Annotated in this window: 8 protein-coding genes and 1 pseudogene; 1 reads left to right on the top strand and 8 read right to left on the bottom strand. The window is 40.8% G+C overall.

The annotated features are described in order from the left end of the window. Nucleotide 1 precedes the first annotated feature (1 nt). The 4 genes from A4V03_RS15360 to A4V03_RS15345 form a co-directional block, all read right to left on the bottom strand. Nucleotides 2–1,468: a RagB/SusD family nutrient uptake outer membrane protein gene (locus tag A4V03_RS15360; RefSeq protein ID WP_065539537.1), complete on the bottom strand. Its 1,467-nt coding sequence runs from the start codon at nt 1,466–1,468 to the stop codon at nt 2–4. A 12-nt stretch (nt 1,469–1,480) separates the two neighbouring features. Continuing rightward, nucleotides 1,481–5,017 (bottom strand): SusC/RagA family TonB-linked outer membrane protein, encoded by a 3,537-nt coding sequence (locus A4V03_RS15355; protein WP_065539536.1) that lies wholly within the window; start codon nt 5,015–5,017, stop codon nt 1,481–1,483. 7 nt (nt 5,018–5,024) lie between these two features. Continuing rightward, complete coding sequence (locus tag A4V03_RS15350; RefSeq protein WP_065539535.1) at nt 5,025–6,179, bottom strand: FecR family protein; 1,155 nt, start codon at nt 6,177–6,179, stop codon at nt 5,025–5,027. A gap of 66 nt (nt 6,180–6,245) precedes the next feature. Beyond that, complete coding sequence (locus A4V03_RS15345) at nt 6,246–6,812, bottom strand: sigma-70 family RNA polymerase sigma factor (protein WP_084081167.1); 567 nt, start codon at nt 6,810–6,812, stop codon at nt 6,246–6,248. Between the two features lie 155 nt (nt 6,813–6,967). On the opposite strand from A4V03_RS15345, the pseudogene A4V03_RS21345 reads away from it, so the two are divergent. Next, nucleotides 6,968–7,119 (top strand): annotated as a pseudogene (locus A4V03_RS21345) (cold shock domain-containing protein); the annotation flags it as partial. Nucleotides 7,120–7,165: 46 nt separating this feature from the next. Here A4V03_RS21345 and A4V03_RS15340 read toward each other — a convergent pair. The 4 genes from A4V03_RS15340 to A4V03_RS15325 form a co-directional block, all read right to left on the bottom strand. Beyond that, nucleotides 7,166–11,128 carry a hybrid sensor histidine kinase/response regulator transcription factor gene (locus tag A4V03_RS15340; RefSeq protein WP_065539534.1) on the bottom strand — a complete coding sequence of 1,321 codons (3,963 nt, stop codon included), beginning with the start codon at nt 11,126–11,128 and terminating at the stop codon, nt 7,166–7,168. 174 nt (nt 11,129–11,302) lie between these two features. After that, nucleotides 11,303–13,810 (bottom strand): family 20 glycosylhydrolase, encoded by a 2,508-nt coding sequence (locus A4V03_RS15335; protein ID WP_065539533.1) that lies wholly within the window; start codon nt 13,808–13,810, stop codon nt 11,303–11,305. A 137-nt stretch (nt 13,811–13,947) separates the two neighbouring features. Continuing rightward, a complete protein-coding gene (locus A4V03_RS15330) occupies nt 13,948–16,059 on the bottom strand; it encodes a fimbrillin family protein (protein ID WP_084081166.1) in 2,112 nt (703 codons plus the stop codon). A gap of 25 nt (nt 16,060–16,084) precedes the next feature. Further along, entirely contained in the window at nt 16,085–16,972 is an 888-nt protein-coding gene (locus tag A4V03_RS15325; RefSeq protein WP_065539531.1) for a fimbrillin family protein, read from the bottom strand. Nucleotides 16,973–17,013: the final 41 nt, after the last annotated feature.

Here is a 17,013-nt window from a genome sequence, read left to right as displayed (position 1 = left end):
TCTATTTAATAGGACCATTGGTCGGACGATTAAAAATTTCAATCATTGTATTTCTGTCTCTTTCACTTTTAGGAATAGGTAGTATGTATAATTCTTTGTTCTCTAACTTGAACTTGTCACCTGCTCCTTCAGTTTCTGTGGATGAATATGTATGCTCTAAAGGCGGGCATCCGTATCTGCGTAAGTCAAACCAGCGAAATCCTTCGAATGCCAGTTCACGACGTCGCTCTTTACGGACAGTGGCTACGATTCCGTCATTGTCAACCGTTAGATGGGGAGTTCCTGTTTTTATCCGGTGGTCACGCAGGGTGTTGATATCCGCTAATGCTTTTTCTGCATTTCCTAGTTCTGCGTAGGCTTCTGCTCGATTCAAATAGGCTTCTGCCAATCGGAAAGCATTTGAATATACGGTAGGAGAGGTTTTGCTCCATTTGGCCGGGATATAGAATTCAATATCCTTTTTAACTGGTCTCCTTTGACTTCCTTTGGTGTGATGGAAGTAATGTGAGAGACGTAGATCTGCCTCATCATATTGTGCTATCAAGTCGGTGGTTACTACTAGATTTCCTTTATAAGTGAAATCTTTTTGCATGTATGATTCAAGGGTTGTAGTCCCATAGGAGAACAATATTTCTTTATTGGAGTAGGACAGGAAAACACTATTATTGCTCTTTTCTTCCGGAAGTTTGTTGAGCCTTTGGGGAGCATTTTTGATCACAGAATCACTATACAATATGGTTTGGGGATAGTCTTTACGGAAGAGGGAAATGCGGGAGGCTAACAAATAAGCACCAACTAGATTAGGACGGAAAATGCTTTTCTTGCTATCAGTACTCTTAAAACATTGAATGGCGCGGATTATATCGCTTTCTATTTTCGAGTACACTGCCGCATTTGTGGCCCGTTTCATCATTTTATCCGACAGACTGATTTCATCATTAATAGGTACGCATAAATCTTTGTCGGCAGTGGCAGGGTCATAAGGGCGACCGTAAAGATTGGCCAGCATGAAATATGAAAATGCACGCATGAAGTAAGCTTCTCCGGCTAAATCAACACGTTCTTCTTCAGTTCCGGTCATATCGTAGATTCCGTCCAGAATGATATTGGTCATCAATATCTTGTGAAAATAAGAATTCCAGGCGGCGTCTGTGGTGAATTCATTGGATATTCCAACTTCAGGGTTTTGTTGCCAAGTGTAGTAAGACCATACGGATTCTCGCCAATCGTTGGATATTAACATGGGGGAACTGCCGTAATAACATTGATCTGTTACATCGTCTGTCATATATTCCAGATATGGGTGAAGAACTTCACTGTTTTTCATGACTTCACCGAAAAATAACTCTTTATAATCCTTTACAGATTTAGGAATCATCAGATCTTGTGAGCTTTCTTCCAAAAAATTACTGCATGAAGACAAAGCTGCACACATAAGAAAAAATGAAATGTATATTACTTTTTTCATTATATTACTTTATTAGAGAATTATATTAAACCGAAGAGAATAAGAACGCTGGGGAGGAATACTACGTGACCCCAATCCTATCTGTTCGGGATCACGTCCTTTCAATGCTTTGTCTTTTAATACGAATACATTACCTGCATCAAAGCTGATACTTGCCCCTTTCAGATAGATTGGTTTTAACCATTCGGGTTTCAGGTCATAACGTATAGACATCGAACGACATCTCAGGAAGTTGCCGGAAACAACTCTTAGATCGCTTTTGTTATACATATCCCAACCGTTGTCTGCTATGCGATAGGTTATGTCTTTGTCTCTGATGCTCAGACTCTGGTCTGATAAAACGGGAATGTTGGTAGAATTCTCATCACCCGGATTTCTCCAGCGATTTACAAATTCACTAGACATATTCTGATCCGGATAAGGAAGATTTTGTCCTGAAGCAGAATACAGATCGTTCAAACGGATTTTGCTGCCGAAACTAAAAGAGAATAATGCATTGAATGTTATATTCTTATATTTAAGGTAGGTCGAGAATCCACCATTTAAATCGGGTTCGCGTTTCCCTGAAAGAGTGAACGCACGATCGTACATTTCTTGCTGTGAATGAACAGTGGCATTACCGTCTTCGTCTTTTTCATTTATATCCTTAAATGTAGGATAACCATTAGCGTCAAGCTTGTCAAACTTGTAGGAATAGAAACTATTGATAGCATGACCGTTGCTGACTAATGTTCCGGCAACATAATCTTCCCATGTAATAGCTGAATTTCCGGCATTCAGGACTTTATTATAATTCTTTCCGGTATTGAATGACAGGCTCCATGTCCAGTCTTTGGTTTGGACGGGAACAAGGGATACTGCCAGATCCCAACCTTTATTTTCTACATCTCCGTCGTTTATGGAAACATTGGTTGCACCGGTTGAAGGTGCTACATTTTTTGTAATAACTTGATCGACTCCTTTTTTATAATATACGTCCAATGAACCATAAATCCTGTTATTCCAAAATGCCCAGTCGAGTGCGATGTTATAGGAGCGGGTCTTTTCCCATGTCAATTTATTATTGGGCAGTTTATGGAGTGTGGATACATATTCCTGAGATAACGTTTCCAGTGTACCCAGACTGGCTATCAAATTAGGAGTTTGGTCGGGATGAACGTTACCTTGTATACCATAAGATGCACGTATGGCCAGGTCATTCAGGAAATTGGCGTTTCTCATGAATTTTTCGTTGATGATGTTCCAACGCCCTGATACTGACCATATCGGTAGGAAACGTACACTTTTATCTTGGCCGAATTTGTTTGAACCGTCTGTTCGTATATTGAAATTGAATATATAACGACTGTCATAGACATAGGCTGCTGTAGCATAGAAGGAAAGAACGTTGCTTTTTGTGTCGGTTACAACATCCGGATGATTTTTTAGCAGTGTACCGTATCTTTTCCATAAGGTCGGGTCAATATCTACAAATCGTTTCCCTCTTTCGGGTAAATATCCGTATTGGGTAGATTGTAAGCCGTCGTATTTGGAGGAGCGGACTTCTTGCCCGATACTTCCTGATACTTCATGTTTTCCGAAACTATGGATTAATGATAAATTATTTCTCCATGTGTATGAGGTGTGGCGGGTGTTGGTAGTCATAAGTTCACCGCCATACGGTAGTAAACAGTATCGTTCTGCAAAGTTACTGTTCTCTGTGGGATTCGGGAGTGCTACTCCGTATGGTGATTGTCTCATGGAAGATATATAATAGGATTGTTCATCTGCCCATGTCTCTTGTGAAACGTTGCTTCTGTTTAATCCCAATATAGAAGAAAATCGCATCCATGAAGCTACTTTCCAGTCTAGATTTGCCGTTACGTCTATTGACGAATTGTCAATACTGTTTCCACTATGATTCAGTTCGTTTTTGATATTATACATTAAGGTCCCGTTATAACCGGCTTCATGTGCATAGAAGTGGAGGTCGCCGGAGGGTGTCTGCATCGGAATAGCTCGTGAGGTGTTATAAGCATACTCATACGGGTCAATAGATGAATGCGGGTGTTTTGCTTTAGAGAGCGCACCACTTACTTTCAATCCCAATTGGAGATTACGATTAATTTTAGTGTTTATTCTTGCCAACACATTATAACGTTCTAAACCTTCGTGAATGGTTACGCTTTGATTATCGGCATATCCTACAGACATATAATAGTCACTGCGTTCGTTTCCTCCGGTGATTGAAACCGAATGCTGATGAGTAAACGCTGTGCGAAATAATAAATCGTACCAGTCGGTGTTTAGCTGTTTTAAGGTTTTTACTTGACTTAAAAATTCATTATAGTTGATATCTTTATTCCATAAATGCTGCAAAGCACCTTCATATCCTATATCTGAAGGCTTATAGCTTCCGAACGAAAGACCTCGTTCTTGCATTTCGATGGACATGTCAATTCTGTCAGCAGAATTCATCCTGAACATTTTATCGTATGTAGGAGGGGCTGTTATTCCCAATGTAGCTGTATATGAGATAGAAGGCTTCTGGTTTTTACCTCGTTTGGTGGTCACTACAATTACTCCATTGGCGGCTTTTACTCCGTAAATAGCAGTGGCACTTGCATCTTTTAGAATATCTACACGTTCGATGTCTTCCGGATTTAATGAACCGATAGCATTACCTATCAGATTGATTTTGTCAGGACTGTTTAATTCTTCTGTTGAGATATTGACAGGCTCTTCCAAAATGATGCCGTCTACTACCCATACAGGTTCTCTATTGCCTGTAATAGATGAAGAACCTCGGATTCGTATTTTGGGAGCTGCACCTGGTGTGGAAGACATATTCATAACTGCAACGCCAGGTAAACGTCCTTGTAGCATTTTGTCGACAGACATGTGTTCACCACCGATTAGTTCGGAACCTTTAATGGAAAGGATAGAACTAGCCAGCTTACGTCGATCTATTTCTTGGTATCCTGTTATAACTACTTCACCTATGTTTTGAGAATCATCCTCTAACAAAATATTCAGGCTATTGCCTTTCCATGTAACTTCCTGTTGCTTCATTCCTATAAATGAAACGATAAGTTTCAGGTTGTTTTTTCCATTGGAAGCTAATTGGAAATTTCCTTCCGTATCGGTTGTTGTTCCATTTTTTGTCCCTCTCTCATAGACAGAAACTCCTGCCAAAGGATCTCCGTTGGAGTCAATAACCTTTCCTGTAATATCTTTTTCTACTTTTTTACGTTTGATGATGATGTGTTGGTCACTTTCTATTTCAAAAGTTAGATTACTTCCAGCTAGACTGTGGGATAAAATTTTGCTGATCGGAGCATTTACAAAATTATAGTTTTTGCGAGGCAGAGTACTGATAGCACTGTTGCTGTACATAAAACCGACATCTGTCTGTCTTTTGATTTCCGCAAATACTTCTCGAATAGAAGCATTTTTTAGTTGGATAGTGACTGATTTGTGGGCTTGTGCTATTAATGGCAAATAGCAGAGCCACAATAATGCAAGCAGGCATAACCACTTGACATCTGTTGTTCTTCTTTTTTTCTTCATAAGTCTCTCATTCTTGATTTAGATTCCTTTCGGATATTAATACTACTTTGTTTTTCTTGATTTGTATTTTTAATTCATTCATTTTTTCTATAGCTTGAGCCAGTTTATTAAAGCTTTCATATTTATTGATATCCATCGTGATGTGAAAGTTGCGAATGTTATCACTACTATAGGCGACTTCAATATTGTACCAGCGTTCCAGTTTTTTCATAATGTTCTCTAATGTTTGATTGTCAAAACTAAGACGGTTATAATGCCAAGCGGTACATTCGTAAATGTTGGCTTTGGACAGAACGATGTGCTTATCTTCTCCAATTGATGCTGTATAGCCGATAGGTAGCATTTGGAACTCTTTGGCTGAATGAAGTTCTGCCTTACCTTCTTCTAATGTTACTTTGACATATTTCTCGTCATCATAGGCTTCTATATTCAGTTTGGTGCCTAATACATGTATGTCTACTTTTTCCGTCTGGATAGTAAAAGGGTGTAAGGAATCTTTGTAGACTATCGCATAAGCTTCCCCAGACAAGTTGACAGTTCTGTTTGTTCGTGAGAAATTGGCAGGGATAGTAAGAGATGATTCCGGTCCTAAATGTATTAAGGTGCTGTCCTCTAACAAAAGTAGATATTCTCCACCACGAGGCACCGTAATGGTGTGGTATAAATCAGGAGATAAGGCGATTGATTTTTGCCGGTTTATCTTATTTATAAATTGACTATAGTTTAAAACTTGATTTTCTGTTTGGGGCAATGTATATTCTTCTTCGGAAGAGGGAGTATAGAGAACCGCTTTAGAAGTGCCGGCGGTAATTGTGATTTCTTTTGTTTGGAAATTCCCAAACAGATAGCTCCCTGCTAGTATTAAACCGGTTAATATAGTCGCTACCAGCCATTTGTATTGCGGGCTTCGGATTAAAAAGTGCTGTGTGTATTTTATATTATGACGTAATCTTTGCCATGAATTGCGATAAGATAATTCGTTTTCATCTAGAATTGCATGTGTTAGGAAGAAGCTGGAATGGATTTTTTGGGCTAAAGCCCTATTTTGTGGAGACGTATTTATCCATTGATTCAGTAATTGTTCTTCTGTCTCACTTAAACTATTAGAGAGCTTTTTTAAAAGCAGTCTTTTAACTTCATTTAAATCTATGTTGGTATTCATATTCGGTTGTCTTTTTTATATTAGACAACCGAATATGAGTTTGGTGTAATAAGAAAATGCGTTTTTCTATCGAAAAGACAGGAAAAATAATAAAAAATCTTTCAAACGTTTTTTCATATAGTGGTTAGCGTTGTTGATGTGTTTTTTTACAGTATTAATAGAAATATAGAATTCTTCAGCAATCTCTTTTTGTGATTTTCCATTTAAACTAGCGGCATATACACGACGGCATGAAGCCGGAAGTTCTTCGAAAACCTGATTTACCGCTTGATAAATTTCCGATTCAATTATCTTATATGTGATTTCTTGTTCTATAACTTCCCCATTGTTGAGGGTAGTTTCTGAATATTCTTTAACTATTTTGTCGTGCTTTATGTAGTTAAGTATAGAGCGATAAAGTGATTGAAATAGATAGTGTTTGAAGGCAGCTTCACTTATGTGTTTCTCTCTTCTTTCCCATATTTTGAGCCAGATGTCTTGAATCAGATCCGAGACTACTTCTTCGTTGGGAAGATATTGCAAACCGAAATATTTTAATGAACGGAAATTCTGTTTATACTGCTGTTGAAACACATTTATATCGGATAGATTAATCCATTGATCTTTTTGTTTTACAGATGACTTAATTTCCATTATTTAGATATCAGTTTTTGATTTTTTTTGCTCAAATATATAATATCTGTTTTGAAATACAAAAAGAATTCCTTATTTTGTTAATTACTTAGGCATATCAGAAATCTACATTGGGTGAAGGTATTGAATAAGTTAAAGTTAACTTGTTCATAGCCCTTGTCATTGCTCCGAAGAAAGAGGAAGAAGAACCGGCTATCTTGAGAGGTCGTGTTGAATTCTTTAATGTATCAAAGGATTTTGGCTTTATTAAAGATCTTGCCGGAGTTGAGAAGTGTTTTTTCATGTGAACAATACTGTGTCAGAAATTATTAGACTGTTCAAAGGTACATATTATTGCTTTTTCTACAGAATCTTTATGAGATCATACTTTTTTTATTTTTTGTGTAATCTTTTGGTAATACACCGAATTTCTGTTTAAAACATTTGGCGAAGTAGGAAGAACTGGTAAAACCTAATTGTAAGTAAACTTCATTTATGCGCATTCCTTCGGATAGATATTGGGCAGCCATGTTCAGACGATAATTCAACACATAAGTATTGGGTGTCATACCAGTGACAGCCTTGACTTTTCTATGAAAATTACTACGGCTCATATTGATTTTTTCTGCTAGATTATTTACTGAATAATCTATGTCGTCCACTTGTTCTGCCAATATCTCATCCAGAATTTTAATAAAGTCCATATCCTTCGAAGAAAATGCATACTTTTCCGGCTCGGACATGCTGTCGTTTGTTTTGGGAAAATCACTTAGCAATTGATGGAAAGCCAATCGTAATGCCATCAGATTCTCAACTTGTTTATGTAGCTGTTTGATTGAGAATGGCTTTTCCATGTATACGTCTGCTCCGTTTTCCAATCCTTCTATTTTGGCAGACAATGTAGTCTTGGCTGTAAGCAGGATGACCGGTATGTGAGAATATTCAATGTTTGATTTTATTTGATGGCATAATTCTATACCGTCCATTTCTGGCATCATGACGTCACTGATAATAATGTCGATGTTCTCTTCCGTCAATAATTCCAAGGCTTTCCGACCATTTTCGGCACATCTTACATGATACCATTGTTGTAAGGAATTACGTGTTATACTCAGCAAATCCGGATTGTCTTCCACTAATAAGAGTGTAGTCTTTTCTTTTTCTGTATTTACTTCCTTGTTTGTTTCCATTTCGCAAATATCTTCCTTATGTGCTGAGTTTTCATTCACAGTATCGGTCATGTTTACTTTTGGAAGAGATAGGATAAAAGATGAACCACCGGAAGGAATGTCTCGTAGTGACAATGTTCCTTTATGGGCTTCAGCTAATATTTTGGAGAAAGCCAACCCGATACCTGTTCCTTTGTTGGAAGGAGCATCCGGTACTTGATAGAACAATTGGAAGATTTTCTCCTGCTGGTCTTTGGGTACACCACATCCGTCATCGTTTACCTGAATCGTGATTGTATCCTCTGTAGTCTCTAATTTTAATTCTATGTGCGATTGGGCATATTTTATTGCATTGCCTAATAAATTGACTATGACGGTTCTTATTTTGTCAATATCAATGGAAGTATATATATCTTCTGTCGGGAGAACGATTGACAACTCGATATCCTTCAATGCTGCAATATTATGGAATTGCTCATAGATGGAAACAAGTTGGAGATTCAAATGGCAAGGTTTGGGATTTAATAGCACTCCATTACTTTCTATTTTTTGAAAGTCGAGGAGCTGGTTAGTGATATTCAACAGATAATTTACATTCTTATCAATCATCGACACATATTCATCCTCCCTCTTGTTTTCTCGTAACTTCTCCAATGGCAGGCAAATCAGACTGAGCGGTGTACGTATTTCATGTACAAGGTTGACGAAAAAGTTTACTTTTAGTTTATAAGTCTCTTTTTCTTGGGCAAGGTTGAATTCCTCCATCCGCCGTTTGTATTTGCGTTTGACATATAGATTCCAGCGATATCCTACATAGATAATGATACTTGTCAGGAGTAATGAATAGGCTATGTATGCCCAAGCACTCTGCCACCATGGTGGTGTGATTATAATCTTCAGCATTGTAGTTTCCCGGTTCCACTCTCCATCGTTATTCGAACCGTTTAGCATAAATGTGTATTCACCGGGAGGTAGATGATTGTAAGATACAGAGTTGGTAGTTGTATTTCGAATCCATGTCGGGTCTATTCCTTTCAGCATATAGTTGTATTGGTTTCTTTGTGATTCTCCATAACTCAGAGCTGCAAAGTCAAGGGTGAAACTATTCTTTTGGTAGGGCAATCTGATTTCTTTTTTTAGGTAGAGAAGTTCTTCATGGGTGTTTGCCGCTTCCCGAGATGTATTCTCGTCATTGGAATAGGGGAAATGGATGTCAGTCACATATACTTGCGGAACATACGTGTTTTTTATTATTTGTTCGGGGACAAAAGCATTGAAACCATTGCTGCCACCAAAATACAACCTGCCGTCTGATGTTAATAAAGAAGCGCCAGCAATGAATTGATTGCTTAGCAGACCGTCATTGATGGTAAATAAGCGTGCATCGTTTGTTTTCCGGTCGATTTTATACAATCCCTTGTCTGTCGAAATCCAAAAGTTACCGTTCCGGTCTTCCTCGATGGAATAGATGGTTACATTTTGTAATTGCGTATTTTCGGGGCAGTTGTTGACAAAACGTTTCTGTTCGGGAGAGAAATAACATAGTCCGTTTCCATTGGTTCCCAGCCACATCACCCCTTTGCTGTCTTCAAACAAAGTAGTGATTGTATTGTCGGGAATTATCGAAGAGTTACTTCTTTGTCCATAGTGTTTCCATTGTCCGTTTGGATAATAGCAGAAAGCTCCCAGGTTGGAAGTGGCAATCCATAGATTTCTGTTGGAATCTTCATATATATCGGTGACGGGAGTCATTGCTCCTACGTATATATTCACAAAGAAATTGTCCTGTTCCTCATTGTAGGTACAAAGTCCCATACTGGTTCCTATGTAAATGTTCCCTTTGTGGTCTTTGCCGATTGACATAACATTGTTGCTTGACAATGTTTTAATCATACGGTCGGAATGGGTGTAATTTTTGCTAACACCGGTTTTCAGGTCATATCTGAACAGTCCGTTTTCATGTGTGCCAATCCAAAGCCGCTCACCATCCAAATGTAAAGCACTGATGTTGTATTTCCTTTCAGTATGCGGCGATAACACACATTCCGTCAAGCTTTGTGTCCGCGGCTGGTAGAGCCATAATCCGTGTTGGGTGCCTATATACACCTCTCCATTCTCTTTTTCGCAAAAAGTGTTGACGCCTTGGGCGATTTTCTGTCCCATGGGGATGATATGATGTTCAAACCTTCGTAATTGCCTCGGCATGTAATTCACCCCTCCGTTTGTTGCCAGCCAAAGAGTTCCTTCGGCATCCAGCATCATTGCATTTACTACCGGATTACTCATGGCATATTCGCCTGTAGTTTCTACTTTCTTCCATTCTTTGTTTTGTCTACCGAAGAGGAAAAGTCCCGAATTCGTGCCTATTAATAGTTGCTCGCTGTCATATTCTATCATGCAGAGGATAGAGATGGAGGAAGGAAGCGGATAACTGTTCACCATTTTTTCTTTTTCGGAATAACACTCTAGTGTATTTTCAGTACTGAACCAGATACCTTCAGAGGTACTTAACAGACCATTTACTTTTTTCTTTTCTTCTGCTTCGTCCGTGAGTGTGGAAAGGGTAGATAGAAAATAGCCCATCCGGTCGAATACAAATATTCCTTTGTTGATAGAGGATATATAAATACGTCCATCTACCCCTTGACAGATATCTCTAGCAAATGAATTCTGTAGGATATTTTGTCGTAGAACGCCTGTTTGCGGGTTGTATACAAATATCCCTTGTCCCAAGGTGGTAATCCAAATCAGTCCGTTGTCCGCTTTCCATATTTCGGTTACTTCACAACTGACGAATACATCGTATCGTGTTTTCTTGTCGAAAAAAGAGAAATCATCTGTAGAACGGTGATAGATATATACACCATTATTGGTGCCTATCCATATATCTTGGTTATCTTCCATCAGAGAAGATACAAAGTTATTCCCCAATGAGCGGGAAACTCCTTCCACATGTCGATACACCCGGTTTGTATATCCGTCATAGCAATTCAGACCGTTGCTTGTCCCTGTCCAGATAAAACCGTAAGAATCCTGAAGAATAGACCATACCGTGTTGTGTGATAGGCCATCGGATACTTGGTACTTTTTGAAAGGAAAAGTGACGGAAGCTGACAGAGGTCCTGCAAAAAGAATGATATAAAAGAAAAAAATAAATATGCTTTTCATGATATTTCCAATTCTACATTGTTTCGGATATTCTCTGAAACGAAATCATCATGGAACAAAGATATATATTTTCCGGTAACATGCAATAATGTGGCTTTTAAAAATAAAGGCGGTGACAAGATGCACTTGTCACCTTCCTGCTATTTGTTATCCTTAATCTTGTTTTACCGAAAACTATTGTTCTAACACAGCTGTCATACTTTCTTTGCCTAAATAAAAAAGCTTGGCTTTGACCACTTCTGTCTGGCAATCTATGGGAGTTTCCCATAATGGAGAATCTTCCATTGGTTCCGTTCCGTCCATAGTGTACCGTATCTGTCCTTCACGAATGGAAGTGTTGGCATATAGCTTTCCATCTTTCAGGCACAACCCTGGATATGGCAAACGGAAGTGAATACCGTTTTGAACCCAGTGGGGCATCTCTTTCTGGCTGATTTTCCGATAGAATTGTACCAAATCCTGTTCATATGCCTGTGTTTCTGTGTTTCCTGATAAGTTCTCCCAAATCGGATGTGCATTCCAGCCACGTTCTGCCAATCCCATTATTTTAGGAAATGTATAATATTCTACTTGTTGATAATTCCGGATGGTTTCTGCAAATAGTTGTGCTTGTACGCCTGTGATTCGTTGTTTTCCCAATGCAGTCAGGGCGGTTTTGCCGATTTCCATGGAATCGGGCGATACCGGATGCCCTGCCATTGTAGTGCGTGAGGAACGGTATACCCGATATGGCAACATGGAGAAGGATTTGGATTCGTCTACATATCCTGCCCAAAAGTGGCCCGGTTCGTCAGTATGCGCATCGTAAGCCAAATCCAGATAGAAGTTGTTCACGTTGCAAAGAATCACCGGATAGCCGTTGTTGGCTATTTGATAAGAAATTTCGTCTGTTCCCCATTCGGCAACCGTGCTCCAGCAATAGATACCACCGGCTCGTGGAGCAAGAGCAGCATGCGTTTCCGTGCGATGCCCTAACGCTGCTTCCTGCCAACCGCCGAATGAAATGCCCTGTTGTTGCAGGCATTCGGATACACGGGTGATAAAATATTCCGCCAAGTCGTGCATCTGTGTCATTCCTTTCTCTTTCATCAGTTGCATGCATAGGGGAGAACCGCTCCAGGCTCCTTCTGCAACTTCGTCGCCACCGACATGAATCGTTGTCAGAGGGACACCTGCTTCGCGATACATTTCCTTGATTTCCCGTACCACCTTTTCTATAAAACGATAGGTGGAAGGCATTGCCACGTTCATAACATTGTCCGTATACCATTGTGCGGAGATATATTGGGAACTGTCCTGCGGGTCATGCAGCATATATTCGGTAGCCTTTTCCGGGTTCGAACCGATGTATTTCTCATACCGTGCCTTCATGGCTGTGATGGCCGCCCGTGCGTGTCCCGGTGACTCTATTTCCGGAATCACTTGTACATGTCGTTCGGCGGCATAACGCAACAGATCGATGAATTCGGTACGGCTGTAGAAACCATTTCCCGATGTAGGGGCATTCGGATCGTATCCGTTTTCATAAGCAGGGTACAGGCATTCGGCTTCGTCCGTGGTATGTCCGCGGCGTGCTCCTACCGAAGTAAGTTCTTCCAGTCCGGGTATTTCCAGCCGCCAGCCTTCGTCGTCCGAGAAATGGAAATGAAATGTGTTAAGTTTATAAGATGCAGTGATGTCTATCAACTTTTTCAGATTCTCTGCCGTGGTGAAGTTCCGGACGATGTCGAGCATTTGTCCGCGGTACAAGAGGTCGGGATAGTCGCGGATAGAGACTGCTTGCAGTCGCAATGTCTCTCCTTGTCCTTTCAGCATTGCCAGCAGGGTCTGTGTTCCGTTGAAGATGCCATGCGATGTCTTCCCTTTCACGATAGCCTGTCGGTTGTTGATGTCCAGTTCGTAATACTCGTCGTTTGGTACTTCCTGGTCTTCGGGAAGATATTCCAATAGGATGCTTTCCTCTGCTTCCGTTGCTACTTCCAGTCCGTATGTCTTTTCCAGTTTTTCTTTCAGTAATTTTCCTTCATTGGCAAAATCTTTGTGGAATGACAGGGCAATCTTGTTTTCGATAAGCATCTCACCTTCGGCAGGTATGGCTTGTTTCACTGTTGGCAAGATGTCAACAGGACGTAATTCCTGTAAAGGATGCTGTTGCAAACGTGCATTTGTTTCATAAAGCCGATGCAGGAAGGCGGTTTGTGCCTTGGTTGGAGCCAGCGGTATGATGCGCATCTCCACTGGTAGCGGCTGTCCCTTTCCCGCACCTGACCGGCTTACCCAATAGCTACCTTCGGGAGCGTGTGAGGTTTTGGGCACTTCACCATCACACTTGAATGTTACCCGTATCGAATCACCTGGAGCCAGCGAAGCAAATTCTGCTGTCGGATATATCTTGTGATAGGTACCACTAATCCATTCTACTTTCACCTTTGACGATGATGTTTCTTGTTGTATATGGTGGGGGAGTTGTGCATAATAAATCACCCAGTCTTTGCCAACCGGAGCATCTGAAAAATTTTTCAATATAAAGGAGTTTTCATACGTTCCTTCTTCGGGATGGATTTTGCCCATTTCCCAAGTCAGCGATAAAGGAGCGTTTATCTTCTTAGTGGGCTTGCATCCGCTTGTCCATACTAGCAAAAGGAGCAAGAGTCCTGCTGCATAAAGTTTTTGTTTCTTCATATATTGTTTAATAATGTTGCTGCAAAGTGATAAAATTTTAAATTAAAAGAACGATAAAATTTTGCCTAAAAACGACAAAATCCTACCATTTATTCCAAATGGCAGGATTTTAGTGGAAATATAATGTAAATTACGGATTACAGTCCTGGATCATAAGCTCCGGGCAGCATCTTGTTTGGGTTACGTATGTTTCCGTTTTGGTCTTTTCCAAGATCATCGCCCAGCCAGTTGGCGAAGTCTTGTCCCATAGTTGGGAAGTTGTCGGTCTTGTATGCTCTTACGACACTGGTAACGGCTGATTTAGTTGCGAAATGCATGTCACTAGGTGCATTCCATTCGCAGACGCCATTGTTATAATTGAAACTCCATGGTCCGTTTATCAGATTGTCGTTCTCGTTTGTTGCAAATCCTGTTGTGTTTTGAGAGACATTGTATCCTTTGGAAGTACATTGTCCGTTCTCTTGTTTAAAGGTGGGCACAGTAGCATTGGAGGATACGATAATGCTGTTCATGAACTGAAGGTTGTTGGTACCTTCATATCGGTAAATACCCATTTCCTTCGAAATTAGTTCTTTATTGTGATAGATGGTGGAGTTCACGAACAATACATTGCCGCTACCGTTGATAGTGGCACATTGACCTGTTGTGTTTTCACTCTTATTGTTGTAGATGGTAGTGTTGTTGATGCAAGCATTTCCATTGGATTGGATAGCAACTCCCCAATACAGTCTGATGATATTGCCTTTGAACAGGCAGTTATTAAAGAAAGAATAGCCATTATCACCGCAATTCAAATTAATTGTTCCTCTAGATGGTCCGACATTATCTATAATCTCTACTTTGTTCAGTTTAATAAAGCCTGCATTCAGCCGGAGAGCTGACCCCTGACCGTCACCGTTATCTACCGCTCCTGTGTTGAAGTTCTTGATAACACAATTGTTCATGTTCAGTGTGCAGCCTTCTACTTGGATACCGCGAAGGTGACCATTCTGGTCTTTATTATACTTACCGTCTAGCGTAATACCATTGAATGTAATGTCTAAATCAGTGCCTAATTTGAACATTCTAGTGATTGCGTTCAAAGATGCGGTGTTGGTAAATGACGTGACGTATGCTTGAATATTACGGTCGGTTACACTTTTTCCTTCACTTTGCGGATTGTAACCACCTTGAAGGGTGATAACCATCTTGCCTCCCAACTCTATTCCTGTGGTGAGTTCATTGGTTACAAGAGGATACTCACCGCCTGCCAGGTAGATTGTTTTTCCGTCCAGTTCTTCTGCTGACTGTCGTTTTAGCAAGTCACGTAGTTCATTCGCTCCCATAGCATTCTCCCAGTCTGTACCGGAAGCATTACCTGTCGCTGTCGGTTTTACGTAATAGCCGGGGGCAATCGGTTTCTCGATTTCCTGTAAATCACCGGGCAGAGTGGAACCTTCTTCCCAATCCGTAACAATGGGTTCAGACAGTTCGATAGAATTTTCTCCTACATAGATATTGTATGCGTAACTTTTACCGGCTGTGGTAGCTCTGATACCTGTGACCGTTTTTTTCGTACCGTTGGCGGTTGTTAATTCAAGGAATACTTGATTATCGCTGCCTTCACCCGGCACTACCAAAGCGGCATACGTATGACCGGATACATAAGATGCAATGGTTGTTGCAGTACCGCTTGCAGGGATAGATGCATATTGCGAATAAATCTTCATGGAAGACAGGGAGCCACCCAAAGATGCATCCACTCCGCTCACGTTCACAATAACGCGTGCCGTTTGCCGTGCCATGTCCAGTATCAGTTTTCCTTCTCCCGGCATGGCATCGATTTTGCGGGTGGAAGTCATATAGTCTGCTAAAGCAATCTTTTCGGCACTTGCCTGGTCGGCAGGCAATGTAAACGATTGGAAGGAGACACCTTCCGCAGCCGGATAATAGGCTTGAAATGTGGTCGGGAATTCTTCCCACTTCAGACCTTCGCCCGTTGCCGTCCATCCGTCGTCTCCCATTGTATAGACTACATGGGTGCGACCATTGTTGACTGACAGCTTGTCTCCTTTGTTGAACTCACTTTGTTTGGCTGTTTCCCCCATCGGATTACTGCGCGTAAACAATGAACTTCTACCCACCATCGCGTCAATTTTGACGTGAGTGAAATCTGTCTCCGGAACTTGAATTTGCGTTTCCTCATCATCGCCACATGCCGAAAAGGTCATCAAAGCGGTGAGTAAATAAAAATATCTAAATGTTTTCATGGAATAATCTATTTTTAGTGAATGATTACTTGTCTATAGTTAAAACTTCATTTTCAGCTGTGACATCCCACGTACGTGCTTTTACGCTTTTCTTAAGTGAAAGGCTTGCGCCTGCCACTTCCAAAGGCAACGCATAGGAGTGGTTCTCTTCGAATGTGATTGCTTGGTTTGAGGTCCAGCTGAAGTTGCGTCCGCCGGTAGTGAAGGTGACGTTCAGCTTACCCGATTCCACCGTTTGTGGCATCAGGATGCATTGATATGTGCCGTCGCTTTCTTTGAAAGGCGTGATGCTGCCGTCTGTGCCATTGGCGGTTACTACAGGATTTTCTGTTGATAGGTTGCAACTACCGCTCAACACTGTTCCGTTTACTTTCAAGTCGGTAATTTCACTTGCACCGGTGAAACTGATTGTCAGTTTGCATAATTTATGTTTCAGATTGATGCGGAGGCTGCCGTCTTCCGTTAAGTCGCTCTGAGGGTTCACTTGGGCTTTCATCAGCAGAAAATCCGCAGCTTTTACTTCATTGGCATCCGCATAACTTACGGGTACTCCTATGGGTAGATTTCCGTCCATGGTTACATCCTTTTGGTAGGGAGCAAAGGCGCATACGTTTATTGGGGAACGTTTTTCATCCCATGTCAGTGGCGTACCGTTGGCAGCTTCCCACGCATTGCCTGTCTTTAGCATCTCTACATTGTAGTTGCAAGTGGCATCCACGGTGTTGTTTATAATCAGACCGAAACGGTCTAAATTCGTATTGTCATATCCGGCACGTGTTTGCAGGTTGTTCACACCTACATGAATACGTATCTGCTGGTTGTCTGCCATCGAATCTTTGGCAGGTATCTCGTCTGTCTGTGAGCAGGCGGTCAATAATCCGATGACCGTTGCAGTCCAAAAAAATTTTCTCATACTATTCAATAATTAAGATAATTAGATATTTAACGTCAGTT

Origin of the sequence: Bacteroides caecimuris, assembly GCF_001688725.2 — a bacterium.
In the GTDB taxonomy this organism is placed as follows: Bacteria; Bacteroidota; Bacteroidia; order Bacteroidales; family Bacteroidaceae; genus Bacteroides; species Bacteroides caecimuris.
This window is presented reverse-complemented; position numbering and strand designations above follow the sequence as displayed.